The organism is Campylobacter sp. IFREMER_LSEM_CL1085, assembly GCF_025772235.1.
GTDB lineage: Bacteria > Campylobacterota > Campylobacteria > Campylobacterales > Campylobacteraceae > Campylobacter_D > Campylobacter_D lari_D.
This window is the reverse complement of sequence record NZ_JAKMRU010000013.1, coordinates 1-25,714: the sequence shown is the minus strand read 5'-3', so window position 1 is coordinate 25,714 and position 25,714 is coordinate 1. Positions and strand designations below refer to the sequence as shown.

Sequence of the window (25,714 nt, the reverse complement as noted above, 5' to 3'; positions counted from 1 at the left end):
AAAAAAAATTTAGTTGGAGCTAAAATTGCAAGATATGATAGAAAAAATTGCTTCTGCAAATACTTTAGCAGAACTTGAAAATATAAAAGTAAGTGTTTTGGGAAAAAAAGGTATTTTGACTTTAGAATTTGCAAAGTTAAAAGATTTGCAAAGTGAAGAAAAAAAAGAATTCGCTAATGGTTTAAATAAAACAAGAGATGAATTTAATGAAGCTTATCAAATAAAATTAAAAGAATTAGAAGAAAAAGCTTTAAATGAAAAAATGAAACAAGATGTGCAAGATTTTAGCTTTTTTGATGAAACTTCAAATGCAGGTGCTTTGCACCCAATCATGCAAACTATGGATAAAATCATAGAATATTTTACAGCTTTAAATTTCAGTATAGAAAAAGGGCCTTTGATTGAGGATGATTTTCATAATTTTGAAGCATTGAATTTACCACAAAATCATCCTGCAAGAGATATGCAAGATACTTTTTATTTTGAAGATAAAACCTTGCTTAGATCTCAAACTTCTCCAGTTCAAATTAGAACTATGCTATCTCAAAAACCACCTATTAGAATGATAGCACCAGGTGCAGTTTTTAGAAGAGATTTTGATATTACTCATACCCCTATGTTTCATCAAGTAGAAGGACTTGTGGTAGAAGAAGGCGATAAGGTAAATTTTGCAAATTTAAAAGATATGCTAGAGCATTTTTTAAAACATATGTTTGGCGATGTAAAAGTGCGTTTTAGACCAAGCTTTTTTCCTTTTACAGAGCCATCTGCTGAAGTAGATATTTCTTGTGTGTTTTGTAAAGGTTGTGGATGTAGGGTTTGTAAGCAAACAGGATGGCTTGAAGTTTTAGGATGTGGCGTTGTTGATCCTAATGTTTATAAATTTGTTGGTTATAAAAATGTAAGTGGTTATGCTTTTGGTTTGGGTGTGGAGCGTTTTGCTATGCTTTTACATAAAATTCCTGATTTGCGTTCTATGTTTGAAGGTGATTTAAGATTATTGGAGCAATTTAGATGATTATTAGTAGAAATTGGTTAAATGAATGGATTGATTTAAGTGAAATATCAACACAAACTATAGTAAATACTTTAAATTCCATAGGATTAGAGGTTGATAGTTTCAAAAGTGTTAAAGCTCCTCAAAAAGTTGTAATAGGTAAGGTTTTAGAAAAAGTTAAACATGAAAATTCAGATAAATTGAATATTTGTAAAGTAGATATTGGGAATGAAATCTTACAAATTGTTTGTGGTGCAAAAAATGTTGATAAAGATCAATTTGTAGCCGTATCTTTAGTAGGTACAGTGCTTCCTAGCGGACTTGAGATAAAACCTGCCAAACTTAGAGGGGTTGAATCTATGGGTATGATTTGCTCTTCTAGTGAGCTTGGTTTTGGAAAAAGTAATGAAGGCATTATGGTTTTAGATGAAAGTATGGGAGAGTTAGTTTTAGGAAAAGCTCTTAATGAATATGATTTGTTTAATGATGAATTAATTGAAATAGAACTTACTCCAAATCGCGGGGATTGCTTGAGTTTATATGGTGTTGCTAGAGATTTAAGTGCAGCACTTGATTTAAATTTAAAAGAATTAAACCCTTTAAAAGAAAGTGAAAATAGCGTAGGTATAGGAAGAATACTAAGTGTTAAAAATCAAAGTGATGTTGAAGGATTTTTTGCTTATAAGGCACTAGAGATTAAAGAAGAATTTAAGTTAAATATCACGATACAAATTCGTCTTGCTTTGATTGAAGCATATAAAAATAACAACATAGAAAATCTTTTAACTTATGCAACTCATGCAAGTGGAGTGATTTTTTGTGCTTATGATTTTCATAAGCTTTGTCAAGATTGTCAAATTGATGAAAAGATTGTTTTAGAGATTAAAACTCAAGAACATGGAGAATATGGGGTTTATTATAAAGATGAGTTGATTGCTTTAGCAGGTATAGAGCAAGAAGATAAATTTAAAATCAATGATGAGAGTAAAATCATCATTATAGAAGCAAGCTATACTCATCCTCAAACTATAGCAAACGCAATAGCCTTTTATAAAAAGAAAAATGACACTATATATCGTTCTTTAAGAGGCAGTGAGCCTAAGCTTTCTTTGGGAATGGAGTATTTATTTAATGAGTGCTTAAAAATTAGTGCAATGAGTGTTTTTTCAGGAAGCCAACAAGTTTTTAAAGAAAATGAAGCAAATATTATTGGGATTTTTGGTGCAGAGGTTGATAAAATCATTGGTATGCCTATAGATAAAAATAATTTAGTCAAAATTCTTAGAAAACTAGGCTTTGAAATAAGTGTGGTAAATGATGAACAATTTAATATTAAAATTCCACTTCACCGTAGTGATATAGTAAATATAGCTGATATTAGTGAAGAAATAGTAAGAATTATCGGTATTGATAATATCCCATCAAAAGCTTTAGAATTTAGAGAAAAAAATCGTTTAAATCAAGTATATTTTGATTATCAAGAGCTTAAAAATTTAAGATTAAAAGCAAGCAACAATGGATATTTTGAAAGTGTGCATTATGTTTTAGATAATGAAGAAGAATTAAGTCAGCTAGGATTTAAATGTATTAAAAACAAATTCATTAATCCTATTACTAACGAACTTAATACTTTAAGAAGTACTTTGATAAATCATCTTTTAAATGCAGTAAGCTTTAATCTAAGAAATTCAAAAAAGAAAATTAAACTTTTTGAGTGTGGTAGTGTTTTTGATGAGTTTTCAAATGAGCATGCTAAATTTGCAATGATCTTTAGTGGTTATAAAGAAGAAGCTAAAATCACAAATAAGGCCAAGCCTGTTTTAGTGGATTTTTATACCTTTTTAGCAGAATTAAAAAGCATTATAGGTGAGTTTAGTTTACAAAAATCAGAATATGCATTTTTAAGTCCATATGAACAAGCAAATGTATATAAAAACGGCAAGCGTATAGGTTTTGTAGGTAGAGTGCATTTAAGTATAGAAAATGAAAGGGATTTGGTTAAAACTTATATTTGTGAGCTTGATTTGGAAGGCTTAAAACAAGACTTTAAAACCGCTAAAGCATATTCTAAATTTCCATCTATGAGCAGGGATTTAAGTATAGTTATACCTAAGGGTTTTGAATATGAAAAAATCAAACACACTATTGCTAAATTAAATATCGAAAGATTAGAAAGCTTTAGAGTGGTAGATTTATATACAGATGAGAATTTAGGCGATTTTTATAGCTTGACTATTAATTTGGTATTTAGAGATTTTGAAAAAACCTTAGAAGATAATATTATCCTTGAATATATTGATAAAATTATCAAAGCTTTAGATGATGAGCATGGTTTAAAACTTCGATGAAGATAAGCCCTATTGATTCTTTTAAAGTAGAGCTTGAAGATATAGCTTCTGATAAGTCTATATCTCATCGCTTTGCTATTTTTTCTTTGCTTACTCAAGGAACTTGTAAGATTAAAAATTATCTAAAAGCACAAGACACTTTACATACTTTAGCAATCATTCAAGCTTTAGGAGCTGAAGTTGAAGAAATTGATGGATTAATTTATATTAAAGCTCCAAAATATATAAAATCTCCAAATTGCGTTTTAGATTGTGGAAATTCAGGTACAGCTATGAGACTTTTAATAGGTTTTTTAAGTGCTATTGAAGATGAATTTTTTGTTCTTAGTGGAGATTGTTATTTAAATGCTAGGCCAATGAAGCGAGTGAGTGGGCCTTTGATGAGTTTAGGAGCTAAGATTTTTGGAAGAGCTAACGCAAATTTAGCGCCTATTTGCATACAAGGGGCTAAGTTAGATGGTTTTGACTTTAGTAGTAATATTGCTTCAGCTCAAGTAAAATCAGCTTTAATTTTAGCAGCTTTATTTGCCAAAAAAGAAAGTTATTTTAAAGAAATTGAGCTTTCAAGGGATCATAGTGAGATTATGCTTAATAAAATGGGAGCTTGCATTGAGTATTTAAATGAGGATAAAACTTTTATCAAAATCAATCCTTTAAAAGAAAAATTAAAAGCATTTGAAGTATGTGTACCAAATGATCCATCATCAGCCTTTTATTTTGCCTTAGCTGCTTGTATTTTACCTTATTCAAAAGTAGTTTTAAAAAATGTTTTGTTAAATAAAACACGCATCGAAGCCTTTAAAATTTTAGAAAAAATGGGTGCAAAGATCACTTATAATATTACTAATGAAGATTTTGAAAGTATTGGAGAAATTTGTGTTGAAAGTGCGCCTTTAAAGGCGGTAAATGTGAGTGAAAATATCGCATGGTTGATTGATGAAATTCCAGCTTTGGCTATAGCTTTTGCTTGTGCAAAAGGAAAAAGCATTATAAAAAATGCTAAAGAATTGCGCGTAAAAGAAAGTGATAGAATCAAATCAATTGTATTAAATTTGCAAAAATGTGGCATAAAAGTAAAAGAATTTGAAGATGGCTTTGAAGTAGAAGGTGGCGAAGTTAAAAATGCTAAAATAGAAAGCTTTGGAGATCATAGAATTGCGATGAGTTTTTTAATTTTAGGTTTAAGATGTGGAATGGAAGTAGATGATAGTGAATGCATCAAAACTTCTTTTCCAAATTTTATTGAGATTTTAAAGCAAATAGGAGCTAAGATTGGAGATTGAATTAGCAAAAAGTTATGGATTTTGTTTTGGGGTAAAAAGAGCTATTAAAAAGGCTGAGCAGATTAAAGATGCAGCTACCATAGGCCCTTTAATTCATAATAATGAAGAAATCACAAGACTTTGGAAAAATTATAATGTTAAAACATTAAATGATATCAATGAATTAAGCACAGAAAAAAAAGCCATCATTAGAACTCATGGTATTACAAAGCAAGATTTAGAAAAATTAAAACAAAAAGATATAGAAATTTTTGATGCAACTTGTCCTTTTGTGACTAAACCTCAAAAAATTTGTGAACAAATGAGCAATGAAGGTTATGAAGTTGTTATTTTTGGGGATGAAAATCATCCTGAAGTAAAAGGGGTTAGAAGTTATGTAAGTACTAAAGCTTATGTAGTGCTTGATGAAAAAGAATTGCTTGATATTAAATTGCCTTCTAAAATTGCAGTAGTATCACAAACTACAAAAAAGATAGAAAAATTTATGGAAATTGTAAATTTTTTAATGCTTAGGGTTAAGGAAGTGCGTGTTTTTAATACAATATGTGATGCGACTTTTAAAAATCAAGAAGCAATCAATGAACTTGCTAAAAAAAGTGATGTAATGATAATAGTTGGAGGGAAGAACTCAGCCAATACTAAACAGCTTTTTTTGATAGCAAAAAACTATTGTGAAGATAGTTATTTAATCGAAAATGAAAAAGAAATTCAGAAAGAATGGTTTAGCGGTAAAGAAAAATGTGGCATTAGTGCGGGTGCTTCTACACCTGATTGGGTGATTGATTTGGTTTTGGAAAAAATCAAAGAATACGCCAAAATTAACTAAGTTTAAAGAAAACAATACTATAATCAACAATTAAAATTTAAAACAAAGGACCACAATGAGCGAGGTGAACAAAAAAGTTCAAAACAGACTAGAGGATATTATCATAGAAGAAGATTTTGAGCAAATGCTTGAAGAATCTTTTAAGTCTGATGAGGAGGCAACTACACAGGGTATAATTGTCGCGATTAAAGGCGATGAGGTATTTGTAAATGTAGGACAAAAATCAGAAGGTATTTTAGTAGCAGAAGAAATTCAAAACGAAAAAGGCGAATTTATCTTCAAAGAAGGTGATACATTAGAAGTTGCTATAGTAGGTTCTCGCGGTGGCAGATCTTTACTTTCTCATAAAAAAGCTTTAAGAAAACAAAAAGTTAAAGAATTTATTAACAATTATAAAGATGATGAAAGTATATTTGATGTAAAAATCATTGGTAAAAATAGAGGTGGCTTTGTAGCTGTGGATGAAAATGGAGTGGAGTTTTTCCTACCAAAATCACAAAGCAGTTTTAAAGATTCAAACAATATTATCAATAAAACTTTTAAAGTTAAAATTATAAAAATAGATAAAGAAGCTCAGAGTATAGTAGTTTCTAGAAAAAAAATAGTAGATGAGGAAAGAAAAAAACGCAAAGAAATTATTTCAAATGTATTAAATCAAGAAGAAATTATAGAAGGTGTTGTTAAAAAAATCACTACTTACGGTATGTTTGTTGATGTAGGTGGTGTTGATGGTTTAGTTCATTATAGCGAAATTTCTTATAAAGGACCAGTAAATCCTAGTTCGTTGTATAATGAAGGTGATAAAGTTCCTGTAAAAGTGATTAAATATGATAAAGATAAAAAACATCTTTCTTTATCTATAAAACTTGCCATGCCTGATCCTTGGGATGAAATTAAAGATGGTTTAGAAGTTGGCGATACTATTAAAGTTACGGTTTCAAATATAGAACCATATGGTGCTTTTGTAGATTTAGGAAATGATATAGAAGGATTTTTACATATAAGTGAAATTTCTTGGGATAAAAATGCTAAAAATCCAAAAGACTATATTAACGAAGGTCAAGAGCTTGATGTGGAAGTGATTGAAATTAATGCTAAAGAAAGAAGGCTTAGGGTTTCTTTAAAAAATTTATTAGCAAAACCTTTTGATGAGTTTTTAAAATCATATAAAGTAGGTGATGTGCTAAAAGGCAGTGTTACTTCCGTGACTAATTTTGGTGCCTTTATAAAAATTGCTAATTTAGAAGGTTTGTTGCATAATGAAGATGCTTCTTGGAATAGAAGTGATAAATGTAAAGATATGTATAAAGTTGGTGATGTTGTAGAAGTTAAAATCATTAAACTAGATAAAGAAAATCAAAAAATTTCTTTAAGTACTAAAGAATTACAAAAAAGTCCTGTTCAAGTTTATGCTCAAAAACACCAAGTAAATGATGTTATTTCTGGTAAAATTAGAGATATTAAAGATTTTGGAGTTTTTGTAGAGCTTGAAGAAGGCGTTGATGCGCTTATTCATAAAGAGGATTTGGGAAATATTGATTTTTCAAGTTTAAAAGTAGGTGATACAATAGAAGCTTTGATTGTTTTCATTGATGAAAAGAAAAATAGAATTCGTTTAAGCGTAAAAAGCCTTGCAAGAATGAAAGAAAGAGAAGCATTAAATGAAATCAATGATAATGACAAAGTAACTTTAGGTGATATTATCAAAGATCAACTTTTATAATAAAAAATGAAAAAATATACCCTTTATGGTATTTTAGGTTTTTTAAGCCTAATTTTATTTATTGTTTTTATTTTTATGGTGAGATATGTAGATATTGGGAATTTACCTATCTCACAAAATGTTAAATATTCTTTTGATGAAATAAAAAAAGAGTTACCACAAACTTGGCAAGATAAACTTTCAAATATTAAAATCAATGATTTTTCTCCAGCAGCAAATGAATTTTATATGAGTTTTAATATGGATGATTCTGTAGTAAAGCCAAAACAAAAATTTTATATGCTCGATGTAAATAAAAATGATGTTTATTCTATGTTTTGTTTAAAGCAAACTCTGCATTCTTTTTTTATCAAATACACTTTAACACAGAGTAAAGATGAAGTGGCAATTTATTTAGATACAAATAATGAAAAAGTATTAAATACACTGATCGACAAATTAAAAATTTATAACATAAATGCAAAATTAAAGGAGGTTTGGTTATGAAAAAAATTATTGTATGTGATGCGATATTAGACAAAGGCGTAGAACTTTTAAGAAAAGCTGATGATGTTGAGCTTATCGAAGCAGCACATTTACCTAAAGATGAACTTTTAACAAAATTAAATGATGTAGATGTTGCTATTACTAGAAGTTCAACGGATGTGGATTTGAAATTTATCAATGCATGTTCTAATTTAAAAGCTTTAGTTAGAGCAGGCGTTGGGGTTGATAATGTTGATATAGATGAATGCTCTAAAAAAGGCATTATAGTAATGAATGTACCAACGGCTAATACCATAGCAGCAGTTGAGCTTACTATGAATCATTTATTATGCTCTGCAAGATCTTTTGTAAATGCTCATAATTTTTTAAAAATACAAAGAAAATGGGAAAGAGAAAAGTGGTATGGTGTTGAACTTATGAATAAAACTTTAGGAGTTATAGGTTTTGGTAATATAGGTTCAAGAGTGGCTGTACGTGCAAAAGCTTTTGGTATGAAAGTTATAGCTTATGATCCTTATGTGGTAGCTTCTAAAATGACTGATTTGGGTATAGAGTGTGTGAATTCTTTAGATGTAATCTTAACTCAAAGTGATTTTATTACCATACATACGCCAAAAACAAAAGAAACAACAGATATGATTTCTTTTGAAGAAATTTCTAAAATGAAAGATGGGGTAAGATTGATAAATTGTGCCAGAGGTGGTCTTTATAATGAAGATGCATTGTGTGAAGGTTTAAAAAGTGGTAAAATAGCTTGGCTTGGTATTGATGTGTTTAATAAAGAACCGGCAACTAATCATCCATTTTTAGACTTTGAAAATGTTTCTGTTACTTCTCATCTTGGTGCAAACACTTTAGAAAGTCAAGAAAATATCGCTATCCAAGCATGCGAGCAAGCTTTAAATGCTGCAAGAGGAATTTCTTATCCTAATGCTTTAAATTTACCGATTAAAACTGAAGATTTACCAAGTTTTGTAGCACCTTATATTGAGCTTATTTCCAAAATGGGCTTTTTGGCTGCTCAGCTTGATAAAACTCCTATTAAGGCTATTAAACTTGAGAGCGAAGGACAAATTAGCGAGTATAATGAGTCTTTACTAACTTTTGCAACAGTGAGTGTTTTAAGAGGAATTTTAGGTGAGAATATTAATTATATTAACGCACATTTTGTAGCTAAAGATAAGGGCGTAGAACTTTCTTCTTGTATTCTACCAAGTAGTGGTTATAGTAATAAAATCACTATAAAAGTAATTACAGATAATTCTAACCTTTCTATCTCAGGGACTATTTTTGGTGAAAATGAACAAAGGATAGTAGAGTTAAATGGTTTTGATGTAGATTTTAAACCAAAAGGGAAAATGATAATTTTAAACAATAATGACATACCAGGAGTTATTGCTAATGTTAGCGGAATTTTAGCCAAAAATAATGTCAATATAGCTGATTTTAGACTTGGTAGAAATGGCTTTGGAAAAGCTTTGGCTGTAATTTTGCTTGATACAAAAATTTCAAAAGCTTTGCTTGAGGAATTAAGAGCTATTGATGCTTGTATTTTTGCAGAATATGCAGAAATTTAAGGCTTTTTATAAGCCTTAATTGTTACAATTATTTTTTAATTTTAAAATTAAGGAAAATATATGGCTTCTTATGGAATGGGAGATTTAAAAAAAGGTTTAAAAATAGAAATTGATGGTATTCCTTTTAAAATCGTAGAATATCAACATGTAAAACCAGGAAAAGGTCCTGCTTTTGTTCGTATTAAAATTAAATCTTTTATCGATGGTAAGGTTTTGGAAAAAACTTTCCATGCAGGGGATAAATGTGAATCTCCAATTTTAGAAGAAAAACAAATGCAATATCTATACGATGATGGTGAAAATTGTCAATTTATGGATACCCAAACTTATGAGCAAGTTGCAATTAGCGATGAAGATGTGGGTGAAGCTAAAAAATGGATGCTTGATGGAACCTTGGTAGATGTTTTATTTCACAATGGAAAAGCAATTGGTGTGGAAGTACCTCAAGTAATGGAACTTAAAATTATTGAAACAGCACCAAATTTTAAAGGTGATACTCAAGGCTCAAATAAAAAACCAGCTACTTTAGAAACAGGTGCGGTAGTGCAAATTCCTTTCCATGTATTAGAAGGGGAAGTAATCCGCGTTGATACTGTGCGTGGAGAGTATATAGAAAGAGCAAATAAATAATCCCTTATTTTAAGGGATTATAAAGTTCTTAATTTATTAATTTCATCTCTAAGCATTGCCGCTTTCTCAAACTCAAGATTTTTAGCTGCTTCTAGCATTTGTTTTCTTAATTCTTTTACTATTTTAGCGCGTTCTTTCGCAGGCATTTTTTCAAGTTCTTTGCCTTTACGATAAATTTCTCTTTGTTCAAGCTCATGTTTTAAACTTTCTTCTATGTTTCTTTTTACTGAGGTTGGTGTGATGTTGTGCTTTTTATTATAAGCTTCTTGTAGGGTTCTTCTTTCATTGGTAGTATCGATAGCTTCTTGCATAGATTTTGTGATTTTTTTAGCAAAAAGCAATACTTTTCCATTGACATTTCTAGCCGCGCGTCCCATCGTTTGAATGAGTGCGGTGGTGCTTCTTAAAAAGCCTTCCTTGTCTGCATCCATAATTGCTATAAGGGAAACTTCAGGTAAATCAAGTCCTTCTCTTAAAAGATTAATCCCGATTAAAATATCAAAAGCGCCACTTCTTAAGCCACGGATGATTTCATTGCGCTCAATTGCATCAATTTCTGAGTGCATGTATTTTACTTTTAAGCCAAGTTCCAAGTAGTATTTACTAAGCTCTTCAGCCATTTTTTTAGTTAAAACGGTTATTAAAACTCTTTCATTACGCTCTATAACTTTTTTAGCTTCATCGTATAAAATTTCTACTTGATTTTCACTATCTTTGATTTCTATTTTAGGATCTAAAAGCCCTGTTGGACGCATGATTTGATAAAAAATATTTTCTTTGCTTAATTCTAGTTCTAAAGGTGCAGGTGTGGCTGAAACAAATAAAAATTTACAATTTTTATTAATAAATTCATCAAACATCAAAGGTCTATTACCTAAGGCACTTGGCAAGCGAAAACCATAATCAACCAAAGTTTGCTTTCTGCTTCTATCCCCTGCAAACATTCCGCGAAATTGTGGTAAAGATACATGAGATTCATCTACAATGACTAAAAAATCTTGATTTTTAATGGCAAAATAATCAAAAAGCGTATAAGGTGTATCGCCGCTCTTAAGCCCTGTTAAATGCAAGGCATAATTTTCAACTCCTTTGCACATGCCAGTACTTTGAAGCATTTCAAGGTCAAATTCTACCCTTTGTTTTAGTCTTTGTGCTTCTACGAGTTTATTTTCATTTTCAAAATAAGCAAGGCGTTTATTTAATTCAGCTTTTATACCTTTTATAGCCTCTTTAAGTCTAGCTTCACCTACGCTAAATTGACTAGTTGGATAAAGTATAAATTTTTTTAAGTCTTTACCTTTTTTATTTTCTAAGATATTATAATGATACATCGCCTCAAGTTCATCGCCAAAAAATTCAAGTCTAATAGCTTCATCCTCATAATAAGCTGGATATATATCTACTATATCTCCATTGACTCTAAAATCAGCTCTGTCAAAGAAATTATCATTGCGTTTATAACCCATATCTACAAGTTTTTTTAAAAGTTCTTTTTGATTTATTTGCATATTAAGCTCTAAAATCAAAACCATACCCACATACTCACTTGGATTTCCCAAACCATAATTTGCTGAAACACTAGCTATGCAAATAACATCATCATAACTTAAAAGCGAAGCACTTGCGCTTAGTCTTAATCTTTCTAAGTCTTCATTAGTAGAGCTGTCTTTTTCTATAAAAACATCGGTTCTTGGTATATAAGCCTCGGGTTGATAATAATCATAATAGCTTATAAAATACTCCACATGATTATTTGCAAAAAAGCCTTTAAATTCACTATAAAGTTGCGCGCATAGGCTTTTATTGTGGCTCATGATAAGAGTAGGCATGTTTAAGTTTTTAATGATATTTGCCATAGTGAAAGTTTTTCCACTACCTGTAACACCTAGCAAGGTTTGGTATTTATTACCTGCTTTAATGCTTTTTACTATACCATCAATAGCTTGCTTTTGATCAGGACTTGGCTTAAATTCGCTAGTAAGTTCAAACATAATTTTTCCTAACTTGTATTTTTACTAATTTTACACAAAATTTTTTCTAAAAATTTAAATTTTAAAACAAAAAGCTATGCAAAATTAAATTTTTTTTTGTTACAATATGTGTTTAAAATACTCTAAAATATAAAATCAATAAAGGCAAAAAATTATGTATGATGAAAGAATAATCAACACAATGACAGATAAAGTAAATGAGCTTTTGGCTAAATATAATGAAGTATGTGAAATAAATGAAAATTTAAGAAATGAATTAGTGAGCGTAAAAGCACAAAATGAAGCCAAAAACAATCAAATTGCGCGTTTGGAAGAAGAGCTTAAAAATAAAAATATTGAAAGTGAAGATGTGATCAAAAAAATAGAGGCAGTTCTTGGCAAACAATAATCAAAGAAAAGTTACAATCAATGTCTATGCAAAAGACTTTGTTGTAACATGCAGTAATGAATTTGCAAATCATCTTGAAGATGAGATTGCTTTAATTTCTGGAGGCACAGGTAAGATAGAACTTGCAAATTTCATTAATGCTTTTGTAAAACTTAGCTACGAAAACTATATCTTAAAAAAAGAACTCAACAAACTTATAAACACTATCGATGAAGAAATACAATAAATGCAAGTAAAAAAAGCTTTTACTTTAGTAGAGCTTATTTTTTGTATGATGATTATTGCTATTCTTAGCACAATTGCTTATCCGTATTTTTCTTTTGGAAAAAATGATGCTAAACTTATCCAAGCAAAAAGTGAGGTAGAGCTCATCAATGCTTCTTTGGCCTTACTCAAAAATCAGTTTTTATTTAAAGAAAGTAAGGATTTTCCAGCCATTTTAGATGAAGCTTTGATAAATAGTGAAAATCAAAAATTATTTTTTTGTGATAGTTTGCAAAATTACAAAAAAACAAATCATTGTACATATAGTGTATTAGATAAGCCAATTGTTTCAAGTAAAAAATCATGGATGAAAATAGCAAATACTCAATATAGATTTTTTATAAATGCTAAAAATTACATAGATTTTTCTTATAATGGTGAAAAAGTTTTTTTAGAATGTGTGAGTTTAAATTGTAAGGATTATGGGTTTTGAATTTTTATCAACTTGCTATAAAAGGATATTATTTAGATACCTTAATTTATGAAAGTGAAGAAGAAATTGAAATTTTAGATGAAGTGATAGTTGATCTTGCAAGGAAAAAAAATCTCAAAGCTATAATTTTACAAAAATGTTCAAAGCCTGATTTTAAAACCCAAGCTATAAAAGAAAAAACAGGTTTTAAACTAACGCAATACCAATACGAACTTGCTCAATTTATTGCTTATTATTATGCTAGTAAAATAGCTTTTGTTTTGGGTATGTTTGAAAGCATTAAAGAGTATAAAAATGAAAAAATTCATATAGAAAAAGCACCTAGTTTAAGTAAAAACCAGCAAGAGGCTTTGGAATTTATAAAAACTAAACAAACTAGTTTGTTATTTGGCGATACAGGAAGTGGTAAAACTGAAATTTATATTAGCTTGATAAAAGAATATCTAGAGCAAGGAAAGCAAGTTTTGCTTTTAATGCCAGAAATCGCTCTAACTCCGCAAATGCAAAAAAGATTAAAAGTGTATTTTGGCGAGCATTTTTTCTTGTGGCATTCTAAAATTACTAAGAAAAAAAAGCAAGAATATTTGCAAGATTTAACAAATTCAAAAGCTCTTTTGGTGGTGGGAGCTAGGTCGGCTTTGTTTTTACCTTTTAAGAATTTAAGTTTGATTATTATTGATGAGGAGCATGATAATTCTTATAAAGCTTCTAATAATCCAAAAATCAATGCAAGAGATTTGGCTTTATTTATAGCAAAAAAAATGCATATAAAAGTTCTTTTAGGTTCTGCTACTCCAAGTGTTGTAAGTTATTATAAACATCCTTGTTTTAGACTTAAAGGAACCTTTTTTGAAAGCAAAAAGCAGTTTTTATATGATGAGAGCGAGCTTAGTGTCTCGTCAAAATTACTTTTAGAATTAAAAATTAGCTTAAGAAATAAAAAGCAAGCTGTGGTATTTTTACCTACAAGGGCAAATTTTAGACAAATTTTATGTAAAGAATGTGCTAATACCATTAAATGCCCTTTTTGTTCTATTGCTTTGAGTTTGCACAAAAATAAAAATGCATTAAAATGTCATTATTGCAATTTTACTAAAGAAATCGATCAAACCTGCCCAACTTGCAATGGAGTTATGCTTGAAGCTAAAAAAATGGGCACAGCAGAGCTTTGTGAGCTTTTAGAAAGAGAATTAGCTGAGTTTAATCCTATCATAAAAAGATTTGATAGTGATGAGATTAGCAGTGTAAAAAAGCTTGATATGATTTTAAAAGATTTTAATCAAGAAAAAATTGATATTTTAGTAGGCACTTCTATGCTTGCTAAAGGACATGATTATCACAATGTGGATTTGAGTGTGATTTTAGGTCTTGATGAGTATTTATTCAGACCTAATTTTAAAGCTTTGGAAGAGACTTTGGCTCTTGCTATGCAAGTAGCAGGTCGTGCAGGTCGAAAGGGTGAGGGTAGGGTACTTTTACAAACTAAAAATAGATCTTTTTTTGAAAAATATATACAAGATTATGATAGTTTTTTAAAAGATGAATTAAATGCCAGAAATGAGCTTTATCCCCCATTTAAAAGACTTTTAAGGCTAATTATTGAAGATGAGGATAAAAACAAAGCTTTAAATTTATGTGAATTTATAGCTAATAAAGTTCAAGAATTAAAACAAGTGCAATTAGTAGGCCATGGTGCTTGTGGCATTGAAATGCTAAATAAAAAATGGCGTTTTTATGTATTATTGCGCGCTAATACTCATCAAGAACTTGTAAAATTTGAGCACTTTGCTTTAAATTTTAAAAATATTACTTGCGATATAGATCCGGTTGATTTTAGTTAAAGAATTTTTCAAATTCTTGGTAATATTTCCATGATTTCACAATATCAGGGCGGAAATTTTTAATATGTATTAGTTCTTTATCTAATATATCTTTGAGTTTTAGCCTTGCTGTTTTGTTTTTCTTGAGATAGTCTAATACTTCATCTTCTTTCATAAGATTTGTTTCTGTGTAGTCAACAATTTCTTTGATTGCATCTAAAAAATTGGATAAATATTGTTTGATTCTTGCATAATTTTTATGATTTAAAAATTTAGATATTTTATTTTTATCGATATAAATGCCAATGTTATTTTTAAGATCATTATTGCTAATGTAGGAAAAAATATTTATTTGCTCGTTGCTTATATGATATCTATTAATAATTAATTTTATTTCATAATCTACTTGAAAAATTAAAGGAAGCAAATATCTTATATAACCTCTAAATTCTTTTCTTTTAAAAAGATTTTCATCATTATGGGGGGGGGTAAAATCAAATTTATCTGCCAAGTTAATAAAAGTATTATAAGCCTTCTTTTCGTTTAAGTCACACATATCTATATAAGTAATATTGTTTGTGTTAATTTTATTAAGTAGAGTATGCATTATAAAAGTATTTTCTAGTAAATTTTCAAAATCATCTTTCATGTAAGTTTTGTTTGGTTTTAAAAAATTAATATATTCTTGGTAGTTAAAATTTAAGTTAAAATTTTGATTATAGTTTCTTTGAACTTTACTCCAATCTCTTCCATATGAATGTTTTAATAAAGATATGGGATCTCGTGTTTGAATTAGTATAGGTATATCACAACTAATTAAATTTAAATATTTATCCAAATCTAAAATATTTGTCTCGGATATATTAATAGCTGTTTGAGAGTATTGAAGAAGTGATTTAAAATTTAAATTATATCTGTAATATCCGTTGTTTGGAGATACCCAAGAAGCAGAGCAATAAACATTGCATGCTTCATTGAGTAGTGTTAAAAAAGCAGCAGCGCCAACACCATGAGGGGAAATATAGATAAATTTAGCATTTTCTAGAGGTATGTTTAGTTTCCAAGCAAGTTTTGTGCAATAATCACTAGGTTCTATATCGATATTTTTTGGATTTACTAATGGTGGATAAGTCTTATTTTCATATTGTTTAAAATCGTCACTATTAAGCCAAGCTGTAATATGATTTATATTATCTAGTATAAATTTTTGAAAAAAATAATCTTGATTGGTTTTGAGTGAATTTAATAAAAAATTTGCTTTTTTGCTATCTAAATGAGCTGATAAAAAATTAAGTAAATTTTTCATATTAAATCCTTGATATTTTTAGATTAAATTATTAAAATTATATAAAAATATTTTTAGAGTGATTTTAATGACAAGATATAAAACAAGACAAATAAAAGTAGGCGATGTTTTAATAGGTGGTGATGCACCTATTTCTGTGCAATCCATGCTTTTTACTAAAACAAGAGATATTGAAGGTTGTTTAGAGCAACTTAATAGGCTTTATTTTGCCGGTGCAAATATAGTGCGTTTAGCTTGTTTGGACATGGCAGATGCAAGAGCTTTAAAAGAAATCAAAGCAAAAAGTCCCTTGCCTTTAATAGTGGATATACATTTTAATCATAAGCTAGCAGTTTTTTGTGCTGAATTTATCGATGGGGTGAGAATTAATCCGGGAAATATAGGCTCAAAAGAAAATATAAAAGAAGTGGTGCAAGCTTGTAAACAAAGAAAAATTCCTATTAGAATAGGGGTAAATCATGGCTCTATAGAAAAGCAATTTAGCGATAAATATGGTTATAATATAGAGGCTATGCTTGAGAGCGCTTTATATAATATAAAATTACTAGAAGATTTAGACTTTTTTGACATTAAAATTTCTATGAAAACTTCAGATGTGCAAAATACCATAAAAGCTTATGAAGCTCTAAGACCACTTTGTGATTATCCGTTTCATTTAGGGGTTACTGAAGCAGGAACTAAATTTCATAGTACGGTTAAAAGTTCGATTGCCTTAGGAAATTTGCTTTTAAAAGGTATAGGCGATACAATGAGAGTTTCTATGACAGGGGAGCTTGAAGAAGAGATTAAGGTAGCAAGGGCTATTTTGCAAGATAGTGGAGTGCAAAAGAGTGGAGTAAATATCATCTCATGCCCAACTTGTGGAAGAATTCAAAGCGATTTGATTAAAGCGATTAAGATAGTAGAAGAAAAAACTAAACATATAAAAGAACCATTAAATATAAGTGTTATGGGTTGTGTTGTAAATGCCTTGGGTGAGGCTAAGGGTGCTGATGTGGCTATTGCTTTTGGAAAAAATCAAGGTTTAGTTATAAGACATGGTGAAGTGGTGGCAAAATTAAAAGAAGATGAGCTTGTTGATAGATTTTTACTTGAAGTAGAAGATGAAGTAAAACTTAGAGAAAAAGATTAATTTTTTTCTAAGTAAGTTTTTTGCATATTTTGTAATTTTTTAGAAATTTTTACTTTATAAATACTTGGATTTTGAAGTTTTTTTAGTTTAAAATCCAAACTATCAACACTTTTTTTATGATACTCTTGAATATTTTTCAAGTTAGGAAGCCCATAGATTAATTTTCCATCTTTAAAAATAAGCTCATGTAAATTTTTATATGTATAACCTTGATAATTTTTGATACTCTCATCATGTGTATATAAAATATCAAAACTTGCTTTATTGTTTTTATAATACCTTATGAGTTTTTTAAAATGTGGCAAGGTTGTTTTGCTTGAGCTTGCGCTGATTTTTATTTTAGGGATGATTTGATTGTTTTTTTCTAATGCAACAAGCTTATAAACAGCTCCAAAAATAGGCGAGCTTGCTGAAGTAATAAGCTTTTCTCCAATACCAAAAGCATCGATTGGAGCTTTGTTTTTTAGTAATTTTTCTATGATGAACTCATCTAAGGCATTGCTAGCTATGATTTTGCATTTTGTTAAGTTAGCAAGATCTAGTTTTTTTCTAATATATTTAGAGATTTTCAGCAAATCTCCTGAATCAATACGGATGGAATAATTTTGCATAGAATCTTGCGTATTTAACTCATTAAAAACTAAAATAGCATTTTCAATACCTTTTTTATAATCATATGTATCAATCAAAAGACTTATATTATCTTTATAAACTTGACAATATGCTCTAAAAGCACTTAGCTCATCATCAAACATTTGTACCCAAGCATGAGACATGGTTCCACTAATAGGAATATTAAATTTTCTCCCAGCTAAAGTACAAGCACTTGCATGAAAACCACCTATAAAAGCAGCTCTAGCACCATTTAAAGCTGCGCTTTCTCCATGGGCTCTGCGAGAGCCAAATTCTAAGAGTAATTTTTCTTTTGCAATTTGAGCAATTCTGCTAGCTTTAGTGGCAATTAGACATTGATGATTTAGAGTTAAAAGTATGAAAGTTTCTAATAATAAAGCTTCTATTATAGGTGCTTTGATAATCATTAAAGGTGTATTAGCAAAAATACATTCACCTTCTTTAACACTTAGTATATCTCCACTAAATTTTAAAGTTGAAAGGTAGTTTACAAAATCATCATCAAATTTTTTAGTATTTTTCAAAAAATCTATGTCATCTTTAGAGAAAGAAAAATGATTAATATGATTTATGATTTGTTCTAATCCACAAAAAATAGCATAAGAAGCACTATCAGGAGCTTTTCTAAAAAAAACTTCAAAATAAACAATCTGCTTATGCATATTTTGTTTAAAATAAGCATAAGCCATACTTAGTTCGTAAAAATCACATAATAATGAAGAATTCATATAAGGATTTTTACTTACAAATTAATCCATTTGACGACGCAAGAAAGCAGGAACATCAAGTTGAGAAATTACTTCCTCATCAAACCCACCGCTAGCTTTGCGCAAATTCATATAGCTATTTTTTTTACTTTCTTCTTGTTCTTTAGCACTTTCTATTTCAGCTTTATCTTCAAAACCTGTAGCAATGATAGTTACTTCAACACGATCGCCCATGCTTTCATCAGTAGTTGCACCAAAGATTACTTTTGCATTTTCATCTGCTATATCGCTAATGCTTTGAGTAGCTTGTGAAATTTCTATCAATGAGCATTCAGGTCCAATTTTATAATGGATAATCACGCCCTTAACGCCTTTCATAGTCATACCATCTAATAATGGAGATTCTATAGCACTTGATAATGCGTCCATGATAGCATTTTCACCTTCTCCATGACCCACACCCATTAAAGCTAAACCTCTATGGCTCATAACAGTTCTAACATCTGCAAAGTCAACATTGATATCGCCATCTTCTAAAAGAATAGACACCATACCTCTAACAGCTCTAGCTAAGATATCATCAACTAGTTTAAATGCTTCTTTTATACCTGCTTTTTTTGGAAGTATACTAAGAAGTTTTTCATTTTGGATTACAATGATAGAATCACTTTCTTTTTTTAATTCAGCCAAGCCAGCTTCAGCTAATTTTTTTCTTTGTTTTCCTTCAAAAGCAAAAGGCATAGTTACAACCGAAACAGTTAATGCGCCTACTTCTTTAGCAGCTTGTGCTACAACAGGAGCTGCACCTGTACCAGTTCCACCACCAAGTCCTGCTGAAATGAATACTATATCACTTTGACTTAAAGCTGCTTTTACTTCTTCAAAGCTTTCTCTTGCACTTTCTGCTCCAATTTCTGGTTGCATACCAGCACCTAAACCTTTAGTTTTTTTCTCACCTAGTTGAATTCTAGTTTTTGCTAAAGATTTTGCTATAGCTTGTGCATCAGTATTTGCTGAGATAAGATCAAGATCATGTAAGCCCATATTTACCATATGATCTATCATATTACCGCCACCGCCACCGCAGCCTATGACTTTTATTTTTGCACCTTTTGCGTGTTGCATTTCTTCTACTAGATATTCGCTCATTGTATCTCCTATTAGAACTGGTTTATTAATTTATTCCAAAAATTATGCATAAAACTTGATTTTTTATCTTTTTTGGTTTCAACTTTTGTTAATTCTGTTTTTTCATCTTCAAAATCTCTCTGTTCTTGAAAAATTTCTTCAAAATTTTTATTTTCTTCTTCATGTTCTTCTATGGTGAGATTTTGTTTTATCTGTTTGTTGATAAATTCAGGCTCTCCTTTGTATCTTAGTTTTTCATTAGAATCTAATTCATAAGGAGTAAAATGTCCACCACCATATAAACAAAGACCTATAGCGCAGCTATTTTCTGCATCTTCAAAAATTTCTTTAAAGCCATCCATAGTATCTTTTTTTGCGGTCGCTATTCTAACAGCTTTATTATCAAAATAAGCTGAAGCAAGTTTGTCAAGTCCTGCAAATTTTGTCATTCCACCTGTTAATACTATGCCTGCTCCTGCTTGATTTGCACAAGCATTATCACTTAGCATTTTAGCCAAAATAATAATAGTTTCTTCAATTCTTGCATAAATAACATTAGATATAACTTCTACTGAAACTTCATTTTTTCTTTTTTCATCACCCATATATGGAATTTGTATAATTGAGTTTTCATTTTGTGCTAAAGATGCATAATTTAATTTTAGTTTTTCTGCTTCTTTTGGTGGGGTATGTAAAGCTATGGATAAATCATTAGTGATATTTACTGAACCAATTTGTAAGCATTCATTATATCGTATAGAATTACCCGCATGAATGACCATATCGCAAACTGCTCCACCCATATCGATTAAAATAGCACCTAATTCTTTTTCACTATCATCAAAGCATGCGATAGAAGAAGCATATCCTGAAAGAACGATATTATCTACTCTAAGATCAGCAAGCTCAACTGCTTTTTTTAGATTTTTAATATGCACTTCTTGCGAGATTACAATATGTGTAGAAACTTCAAGACGATTTCCACTCATTCCCAAAGGATCTTCTACATGCTCAAGATCATTTACTTTAAAATTATAAGGCAATACATGAATGATTTCATATCCACTAGGTATATTTGCGGTATGTTTTGCTGTGCTTACTGCTCTGTGAATTTCTTTAATACCTATTTCATGATTTGGTATATTAACTACACCTATACTGTCTACACTTTTTGCATAAGCACCTGAAATAGATACAATTACTTTATCATAATGCACACCTGACATCATTTGTGCATCGGCTACTGCCTCTTCTATAGATTTTGAAGCAAGCTCTATATTGGTAATTGCTCCTTTTTTTATACCATTTGATTTTGATTTTCCAAAACCAATGATTTTAAGTCCTTCTTCGCTTTTTTGTGCCAAAATAGCACAAGTTTGTATTGAGCCTAAATCAATTCCTAAAATATTCAATTTGTATTTCCTTTATAATAGCGTTGGATTGGATATAATTCTATAAGTTTTTTTAATAATTCTTCCTTAAGTAAAGCTTGTTTAGTTTGTTTGGCACTTTGTTCTATGATAAATTTATAAATTTCTTCTTTATCTTTGTTTTCTAGAGTTTGCTTTGTAATTTCATAAACTATTGCTTTATCATCAAATAAAACATAAGATTTAGCTTTATTTGAGTCAAATACATGCATTAAAAACTCACTAAATTCAGCATCGTTTATCATTTCACCTACTTTTGCCCCTTTGCTTGAGTCGCGACTATAAGTTCCTATATCTATGCCTTGGAAATTATCTAGGGCAAGCTTTGCTTTTTCTTCTAATAAAGTTTTAGTTTTTTCTCTGATGTAAAGTTTGCTCACTTCATTTTTGGCTTGCTTAAAAGTCATAGTCTGTATAGGATTTATTTTTATAAGTTTTGCAATCATATAGCCATTTTCAAATTTAAAAGGCTTAATAAAATCATTTTCTTTAGCTTTTTGTATGTTTTCTAAAGGGTAATAAATATCAGCATCGCTTATTGTGATGTTTTTGTCAAAACTAAGCTCGTTTTTTCTCAAAGCAACATAGCTTTCATTAGCTTTAAGTTTAAGCTTGGAAAGTTTTAAATCTTTTATAACTTTATCTTTGCTTTGTTCTAAGCTTAGAATTTTTCCTGCAAAATCTTTATAGTCATTTTTATTTTCTTCATAGTAAGCTTGAATTTCTTTATCAACAACTGTGATTGTATTAGGATCTAAAAAATAAGTTGCAAGCTCATAGCTTTTTTGTGTTTTATATAGGTTTTTGTTTTTTTCCCAAGTTTGTTTTAGTTCTTTTTCATCAATAGGAATATTTTTATTATCAAGTTTTATTATTTGAATTTTTAAATTATCTTGCATTAAAAAACTTGCACCAAACATATCAAGCTCATTTTGTTTGATTTGTAAATTTAAAATAGCATTGATTTTTTTAAGCAATAATTCATCATGGATAATTTTTTCATAAGCTTTTGGTGTATAGTTGTTTCTTGCAAGTAAATTATAATATAAATCTTTATCAAAAACACCTGAAGCATTATGAAAAATTTTTTGATGCGCTAAATCATAAGCAATTTCTTCTTCGCTTACATTTAAACCTAAAGTTTTAGCATAAGAAAGCAGAAGTTTTTCTTGTATAAGTTTATTGATAGCTTGAGTATCTAAGCCATCTTTTTGTGCTTGTTCTTGTGTATAATTGCCATTGTTTAATTGTGAGTAGTAGTTAAATAATTGAGAATATTTTAGATTAAATTCATCATAGCTTATTTTTTCATCGCCTACTTTTGCAACAGAATTTGATCTATCGGTGTTAAAATCATAACTTCCCCAGCCAACAAAACCTGCTCCAACAAAAGCAATAACACTAATCCAAATAGTAATAACTAAATATTTTTTATGATGCTGCATCCAAGTGAGCATTTTTACCCCAATCCATAATTAATTAAATTAAACCATAAATTATAGGTAATTTGTGATTAATAAAAAATTAATTTTATGATTTTATGATAAATTTGTCTCTGCTAAATGGATAATTTTACAAGAATTTTCGATTAAATCTATTATTTTTCCAAGTTCATAGCTTGTTCTTCCATAAGCAAATATTCCATATCCTTTCACAACGACAAAATTTTGTTTTTGTTCTAACATATAACGATAAATTTCAGTTTGCGATCTATCATCCCAATCCTCATAACTTTTAGGATTGTAAACTCGAATTTCTTCTAAAAAAATTTCTCCAAAATAATCTTGAGGTGTTATGAAATCATGATTTAAACTCATGGATAAGGTATAAGCTGGATAAGCAAAACATACGAATTTAGCTTCAGGTATATTTTCATATATGCTTTTATGTATTTCACTATCGCTGCTTGCTTCATCCCAGCTATAATCTTTTGCAAATTTTAAGATACTTAAATTTTTTTCATCTAATTGATTCAAAAAAGCATTGCTTTTATTGATAATAAATGAGCCTTGGGAAAGTTTTGCTGAAACAGAACCATGGCAAATTCCAAAAAAATTTTTTTTAAACATTGATGAGGATAGAATTTGAATTTGGGAAATAATATTTTCTTTATTCATTAAAAACCTTGTTTTAAACTTAGCTAAGGTATTATACTAAAAAATATTAAAAGGTATATTTTGCAAAGTCCACATATTCCTGTTTTATTACAAGAAGTTTTAAATACTTTTGATGATTTTGATAGCGGAGATTTTTTAGATTGTACTTTGGGTTATGGAGGGCATTCTAAAGCATTATTGCAAGCTCATGAAAAATTAAGATTAATTGCTTGCGATAAAGATTTAGAGGCTTTAAATTTTTCCAAAGAGTTTTTAAAAAATTTTCAAGATAGAATAAGTTTTAATCATATAGGTTTTAAAGATATTTTAACTCAAATTTCAACGCAAAACATAAGAGGAATTTTAGCTGATATTGGTGTATCTTCTTTGCAGCTTGATAAAAATGATAGAGGTTTTTCACTAAATTCTGATTTTTTAGATATGAGAATGGATCAAAATAATCCTTTAAGTGCTAAAGAAGTGGTAAATTCTTACAACAAGGAATCTTTGGAACGAATTTTTAAAGACTATGGAGATCTAGCGCCGGTTGCCTCAATGCTTGCTCAAAAAATTATCAATGCAAGAAGTCAAAAAGAGATTACAAGTGCAAAAGAATTAAGTCAAATTATAGGAAATGCTAAGTTAAAAGGACGCAATGTATCTTTAGCTTTGCTCGTATTTCAAGCTTTGCGTATAGAAGTAAATAATGAACTTGGTGAGTTAAAATCCTTACTTGAAAATATAGAGAAAGCAAAATTAAAAGATTGTAAATTAGCTATTATTAGCTTTCATTCTTTAGAGGATAGAATAGTAAAAAATACTTTTAAAAGATGGGAAAAAGACTGCATTTGTGATGAAAGAGCTATAAAATGCGAATGCGGTAAAGGACATAGTCTTGGTAAAATTTTAAGTAAAAAAGCTATAAGTGCCTCCAAAGAAGAAATAAGCTATAATAGTAGATCAAGTTGTGCAAAAATGAGAATTTTTTATTTTAGGTAAATAATGATTGAAGATGATTTTTTAAAAGAAAAACAAAATATACGCGAAAAAATGTTGAAATATTCTAGGGCTATTAAAGAAGGTAGACCTTATGAAGAGTATGAGCACAATTTCAATGAAAGCGATCGCATATTAAAAAATAGAATACAGCGTAAAAAAAGACCTAAATTTACAGACTTTGATGAAGAATATAAAGAAAAACCTAAAAAACAATCCGCTATTTATTTAAAAGAAGATTTGATAAATGTTAAATTAGAAGAAAAAAAGCCTTTTAAATTACAACTCAATTTTTTCAAAAAGCAAAAAGAAAAATTTGATAAAAAAAATGATAAAAATCTTAAGCCATCTAAAAATGTTAAAACTTTGCAGGAAGTAAAAAAAGTAGAAAAAATACAACAAGAAAAAAAAGATTCTATTCAAATATCTAAAATTCTTACTCAAAGTAATGTCTTTGTTACTTCAAAATTTCAAGATTTAAAAGAAAAAAGAAAAGAAAAAGTCAAACTCAAACAAGAATTAAAAGAGCAAAAAAAAATTGAACAAGAAAAAATAAAAAAAGCTCAAGAAGAATTAAAAGAAAAAGAAAAATTAGCTAAGCAAGAGCAAAAAATTTTAGAAGAAAAGGTAAGGCTTGAAGAAAACCAAGAATATAATCAAGAAGATAAATACGAACTTTTAGATAGCATAGTAAGTGAGGAAAATAAAAATTTAACCCCTAAAAATTTATTATATGCAGGTTTGATGATAGCATTTGCTTTATTGATATTTTTCCCACAAATTTATATTAGAAATCAAATTTATTATGTAAGTAGAGAAATAGCGGATTTAAGATCGCAAGAATTAGTTTTAGATGAAGAAAACAAAGAGCTTCAAAGACAGCTTGAAGCATTGTATTTTCAAAATCAAGTTTTAGACTTTTTAGATTAATCTTGTGTTTGAATGATTTTCTCCAAAACATATTGTTCAAGTTGATTTTTTGGAATTTCTTCTTTAATAGCTTGATTATAAATATTTTCTGCTATTTTTGAATATTTTTCATAAGCAAAATATGGAAAATGTAAAGTCCAGGCTTTTTTCAATAATTTTTTGCTTATTACTTTTCTAGTATAAATTTTAAAAATATCATAGCCAACAAAAACACAAGCGGTAACAAAAATAGCACTCAAGATGCTAATATGAAAATCAATAATTGTTAAAAAATAATGGCTGATGATAAGCATAGGAACTAAAATAGCTATACAAAAAAGGGTATATATAAGATAAGAATTAAATACCTTAAATTTAAAATTTAATTTCGTAGGATCTATCATCATACCTTCATTTAACAAGGCATTTGCTTCTAATAAATCTTTTAAATTAACAGGTTGATTTGAAACTTTAAAAATAAAGTTTAAAATAAATTCTTGTATTTTCATTGTTTTACCTAGTAAGTATGTGATTTTTGTGATTTTAGCATTTTTGTTTTTAAATAAGATAAATTTTAAGTCTTGTAAATGAAATCTTGTGTTAAAATTTGC

Annotated in this window: 23 protein-coding genes; 15 read left to right on the top strand and 8 right to left on the bottom strand. The window is 29.0% G+C overall.

What is annotated here, in order from left to right; genetic code table 11:
- Positions 1 to 25 precede the first annotated feature (25 nt).
- The 8 genes from pheS to efp are packed head-to-tail and all read left to right on the top strand — an operon-like array spanning position 26 to position 9,870.
- Positions 26 to 1,018 (top strand): phenylalanine--tRNA ligase subunit alpha, encoded by a 993-nt coding sequence (pheS, locus tag L8W56_RS06290; protein WP_263659752.1) that lies wholly within the window; start codon positions 26 to 28, stop codon positions 1,016 to 1,018.
- Complete coding sequence (gene pheT / locus L8W56_RS06285) at positions 1,015 to 3,345, top strand: phenylalanine--tRNA ligase subunit beta (protein WP_263659751.1); 2,331 nt, start codon at positions 1,015 to 1,017, stop codon at positions 3,343 to 3,345. Before pheS ends, pheT begins: the two co-directional genes overlap by 4 nt.
- Entirely contained in the window at positions 3,342 to 4,628 is a 1,287-nt protein-coding gene (gene aroA, locus L8W56_RS06280) for a 3-phosphoshikimate 1-carboxyvinyltransferase (RefSeq protein ID WP_263659750.1), read from the top strand. Before pheT ends, aroA begins: the two co-directional genes overlap by 4 nt.
- Entirely contained in the window at positions 4,618 to 5,454 is an 837-nt protein-coding gene (locus L8W56_RS06275; protein WP_263659749.1) for a 4-hydroxy-3-methylbut-2-enyl diphosphate reductase, read from the top strand. Before aroA ends, L8W56_RS06275 begins: the two co-directional genes overlap by 11 nt.
- 55 nt (positions 5,455 to 5,509) lie before the next feature.
- On the top strand, positions 5,510 to 7,177 hold the full coding sequence (locus L8W56_RS06270; protein WP_220566688.1) for a 30S ribosomal protein S1: 1,668 nt from the start codon (positions 5,510 to 5,512) through the stop codon (positions 7,175 to 7,177).
- Between the two features lie 6 nt (positions 7,178 to 7,183).
- Entirely contained in the window at positions 7,184 to 7,663 is a 480-nt protein-coding gene (locus tag L8W56_RS06265) for a hypothetical protein (protein ID WP_263659748.1), read from the top strand.
- Positions 7,660 to 9,240, top strand: a complete 1,581-nt coding sequence (serA, locus tag L8W56_RS06260) for a phosphoglycerate dehydrogenase (RefSeq protein ID WP_263659747.1) — start codon at positions 7,660 to 7,662, stop codon at positions 9,238 to 9,240. Before L8W56_RS06265 ends, serA begins: the two co-directional genes overlap by 4 nt.
- A gap of 60 nt (positions 9,241 to 9,300) precedes the next feature.
- Positions 9,301 to 9,870: an elongation factor P gene (gene efp / locus L8W56_RS06255; RefSeq protein WP_263659746.1), complete on the top strand. Its 570-nt coding sequence runs from the start codon at positions 9,301 to 9,303 to the stop codon at positions 9,868 to 9,870.
- A gap of 17 nt (positions 9,871 to 9,887) precedes the next feature.
- Here the strand turns inward: efp and uvrB are convergent, their stop codons facing one another.
- Positions 9,888 to 11,861 (bottom strand): excinuclease ABC subunit UvrB, encoded by a 1,974-nt coding sequence (gene uvrB, locus L8W56_RS06250; protein WP_263659745.1) that lies wholly within the window; start codon positions 11,859 to 11,861, stop codon positions 9,888 to 9,890.
- Between the two features lie 154 nt (positions 11,862 to 12,015).
- On the opposite strand from uvrB, the gene L8W56_RS06245 reads away from it, so the two are divergent.
- From L8W56_RS06245 to L8W56_RS06230, 4 genes are read left to right on the top strand one after another with little or no spacing between them, the layout of a single operon-like run.
- Positions 12,016 to 12,249 carry a hypothetical protein gene (locus L8W56_RS06245; protein WP_012661890.1) on the top strand — a complete coding sequence of 78 codons (234 nt, stop codon included), beginning with the start codon at positions 12,016 to 12,018 and terminating at the stop codon, positions 12,247 to 12,249.
- Positions 12,236 to 12,475 carry a hypothetical protein gene (locus L8W56_RS06240; protein WP_133319896.1) on the top strand — a complete coding sequence of 80 codons (240 nt, stop codon included), beginning with the start codon at positions 12,236 to 12,238 and terminating at the stop codon, positions 12,473 to 12,475. The genes L8W56_RS06245 and L8W56_RS06240 overlap by 14 nt, the downstream gene beginning before the upstream one ends.
- Positions 12,476 to 12,946: a type II secretion system protein gene (locus tag L8W56_RS06235; protein ID WP_133319897.1), complete on the top strand. Its 471-nt coding sequence runs from the start codon at positions 12,476 to 12,478 to the stop codon at positions 12,944 to 12,946.
- A complete protein-coding gene (locus L8W56_RS06230; protein WP_263659744.1) occupies positions 12,943 to 14,787 on the top strand; it encodes a primosomal protein N' in 1,845 nt (614 codons plus the stop codon). The genes L8W56_RS06235 and L8W56_RS06230 overlap by 4 nt, the downstream gene beginning before the upstream one ends.
- Here the strand turns inward: L8W56_RS06230 and L8W56_RS06225 are convergent.
- Positions 14,780 to 16,072, bottom strand: a complete 1,293-nt coding sequence (locus L8W56_RS06225; protein WP_263659743.1) for a DUF2972 domain-containing protein — start codon at positions 16,070 to 16,072, stop codon at positions 14,780 to 14,782. The genes L8W56_RS06230 and L8W56_RS06225 overlap by 8 nt on opposite strands.
- A gap of 67 nt (positions 16,073 to 16,139) precedes the next feature.
- Between L8W56_RS06225 and ispG the strand changes: the two genes are divergently transcribed.
- Positions 16,140 to 17,204, top strand: a complete 1,065-nt coding sequence (gene ispG, locus L8W56_RS06220) for a flavodoxin-dependent (E)-4-hydroxy-3-methylbut-2-enyl-diphosphate synthase (protein WP_250322407.1) — start codon at positions 16,140 to 16,142, stop codon at positions 17,202 to 17,204.
- On the opposite strand, the gene L8W56_RS06215 is transcribed toward ispG, so the two are convergent.
- From L8W56_RS06215 to L8W56_RS06195, 5 genes are all read right to left on the bottom strand, one after another.
- The gene (locus L8W56_RS06215) at positions 17,201 to 18,565 is read right to left on the bottom strand and encodes a nicotinate phosphoribosyltransferase (RefSeq protein ID WP_263659742.1); all 1,365 of its coding nucleotides are present in this window, start codon (positions 18,563 to 18,565) and stop codon (positions 17,201 to 17,203) included. The two genes, ispG and L8W56_RS06215, sit on opposite strands and share 4 nt — an antisense overlap.
- Positions 18,566 to 18,586: 21 nt before the next feature.
- Entirely contained in the window at positions 18,587 to 19,693 is a 1,107-nt protein-coding gene (gene ftsZ / locus L8W56_RS06210; protein ID WP_039626779.1) for a cell division protein FtsZ, read from the bottom strand.
- An 11-nt stretch (positions 19,694 to 19,704) separates the two neighbouring features.
- Positions 19,705 to 21,084, bottom strand: coding sequence for a cell division protein FtsA (gene ftsA / locus L8W56_RS06205; protein ID WP_220566695.1), 1,380 nt, complete (start codon positions 21,082 to 21,084; stop codon positions 19,705 to 19,707).
- A complete protein-coding gene (locus L8W56_RS06200; protein ID WP_263659741.1) occupies positions 21,081 to 22,559 on the bottom strand; it encodes a peptidylprolyl isomerase in 1,479 nt (492 codons plus the stop codon). Before L8W56_RS06200 ends, ftsA begins: the two co-directional genes overlap by 4 nt.
- An 81-nt stretch (positions 22,560 to 22,640) precedes the next feature.
- Positions 22,641 to 23,219 carry a class II aldolase and adducin N-terminal domain-containing protein gene (locus tag L8W56_RS06195; RefSeq protein ID WP_263659740.1) on the bottom strand — a complete coding sequence of 193 codons (579 nt, stop codon included), beginning with the start codon at positions 23,217 to 23,219 and terminating at the stop codon, positions 22,641 to 22,643.
- Between the two features lie 60 nt (positions 23,220 to 23,279).
- On the opposite strand from L8W56_RS06195, the gene rsmH reads away from it, so the two are divergent.
- Complete coding sequence (gene rsmH / locus L8W56_RS06190) at positions 23,280 to 24,197, top strand: 16S rRNA (cytosine(1402)-N(4))-methyltransferase RsmH (protein ID WP_263659739.1); 918 nt, start codon at positions 23,280 to 23,282, stop codon at positions 24,195 to 24,197.
- 3 nt (positions 24,198 to 24,200) lie between these two features.
- The gene (locus tag L8W56_RS06185; RefSeq protein WP_263659738.1) at positions 24,201 to 25,124 is read left to right on the top strand and encodes a hypothetical protein; all 924 of its coding nucleotides are present in this window, start codon (positions 24,201 to 24,203) and stop codon (positions 25,122 to 25,124) included.
- Here L8W56_RS06185 and L8W56_RS06180 read toward each other — a convergent pair.
- On the bottom strand, positions 25,121 to 25,612 hold the full coding sequence (locus L8W56_RS06180; protein WP_263659765.1) for a hypothetical protein: 492 nt from the start codon (positions 25,610 to 25,612) through the stop codon (positions 25,121 to 25,123). The two genes, L8W56_RS06185 and L8W56_RS06180, sit on opposite strands and share 4 nt — an antisense overlap.
- Positions 25,613 to 25,714: the final 102 nt, after the last annotated feature.

Bases quoted from the DNA above. Each gene is read 5' to 3' on its own strand.
- pheT (WP_263659751.1), top strand. From the start codon at position 1,015: ATGATTATTAGTAGAAATTGGTTAAATGAATGGATTGATTTAAGTGAA.
- aroA (WP_263659750.1), top strand. From the start codon at position 3,342: ATGAAGATAAGCCCTATTGATTCTTTTAAAGTAGAGCTTGAAGATATA.
- L8W56_RS06270 (WP_220566688.1), top strand. From the start codon at position 5,510: ATGAGCGAGGTGAACAAAAAAGTTCAAAACAGACTAGAGGATATTATC.
- L8W56_RS06265 (WP_263659748.1), top strand. From the start codon at position 7,184: ATGAAAAAATATACCCTTTATGGTATTTTAGGTTTTTTAAGCCTAATT.
- serA (WP_263659747.1), top strand. From the start codon at position 7,660: ATGAAAAAAATTATTGTATGTGATGCGATATTAGACAAAGGCGTAGAA.
- efp (WP_263659746.1), top strand. From the start codon at position 9,301: ATGGCTTCTTATGGAATGGGAGATTTAAAAAAAGGTTTAAAAATAGAA.
- uvrB (WP_263659745.1), bottom strand. From the start codon at position 11,861: ATGTTTGAACTTACTAGCGAATTTAAGCCAAGTCCTGATCAAAAGCAA.
- L8W56_RS06245 (WP_012661890.1), top strand. From the start codon at position 12,016: ATGTATGATGAAAGAATAATCAACACAATGACAGATAAAGTAAATGAG.
- L8W56_RS06235 (WP_133319897.1), top strand. From the start codon at position 12,476: ATGCAAGTAAAAAAAGCTTTTACTTTAGTAGAGCTTATTTTTTGTATG.
- L8W56_RS06225 (WP_263659743.1), bottom strand. From the start codon at position 16,072: ATGAAAAATTTACTTAATTTTTTATCAGCTCATTTAGATAGCAAAAAA.
- ispG (WP_250322407.1), top strand. From the start codon at position 16,140: ATGACAAGATATAAAACAAGACAAATAAAAGTAGGCGATGTTTTAATA.
- L8W56_RS06215 (WP_263659742.1), bottom strand. From the start codon at position 18,565: ATGAATTCTTCATTATTATGTGATTTTTACGAACTAAGTATGGCTTAT.
- ftsZ (WP_039626779.1), bottom strand. From the start codon at position 19,693: ATGAGCGAATATCTAGTAGAAGAAATGCAACACGCAAAAGGTGCAAAA.
- L8W56_RS06200 (WP_263659741.1), bottom strand. From the start codon at position 22,559: ATGCTCACTTGGATGCAGCATCATAAAAAATATTTAGTTATTACTATT.
- L8W56_RS06195 (WP_263659740.1), bottom strand. From the start codon at position 23,219: ATGAATAAAGAAAATATTATTTCCCAAATTCAAATTCTATCCTCATCA.
- L8W56_RS06185 (WP_263659738.1), top strand. From the start codon at position 24,201: ATGATTGAAGATGATTTTTTAAAAGAAAAACAAAATATACGCGAAAAA.
- L8W56_RS06180 (WP_263659765.1), bottom strand. From the start codon at position 25,612: ATGAAAATACAAGAATTTATTTTAAACTTTATTTTTAAAGTTTCAAAT.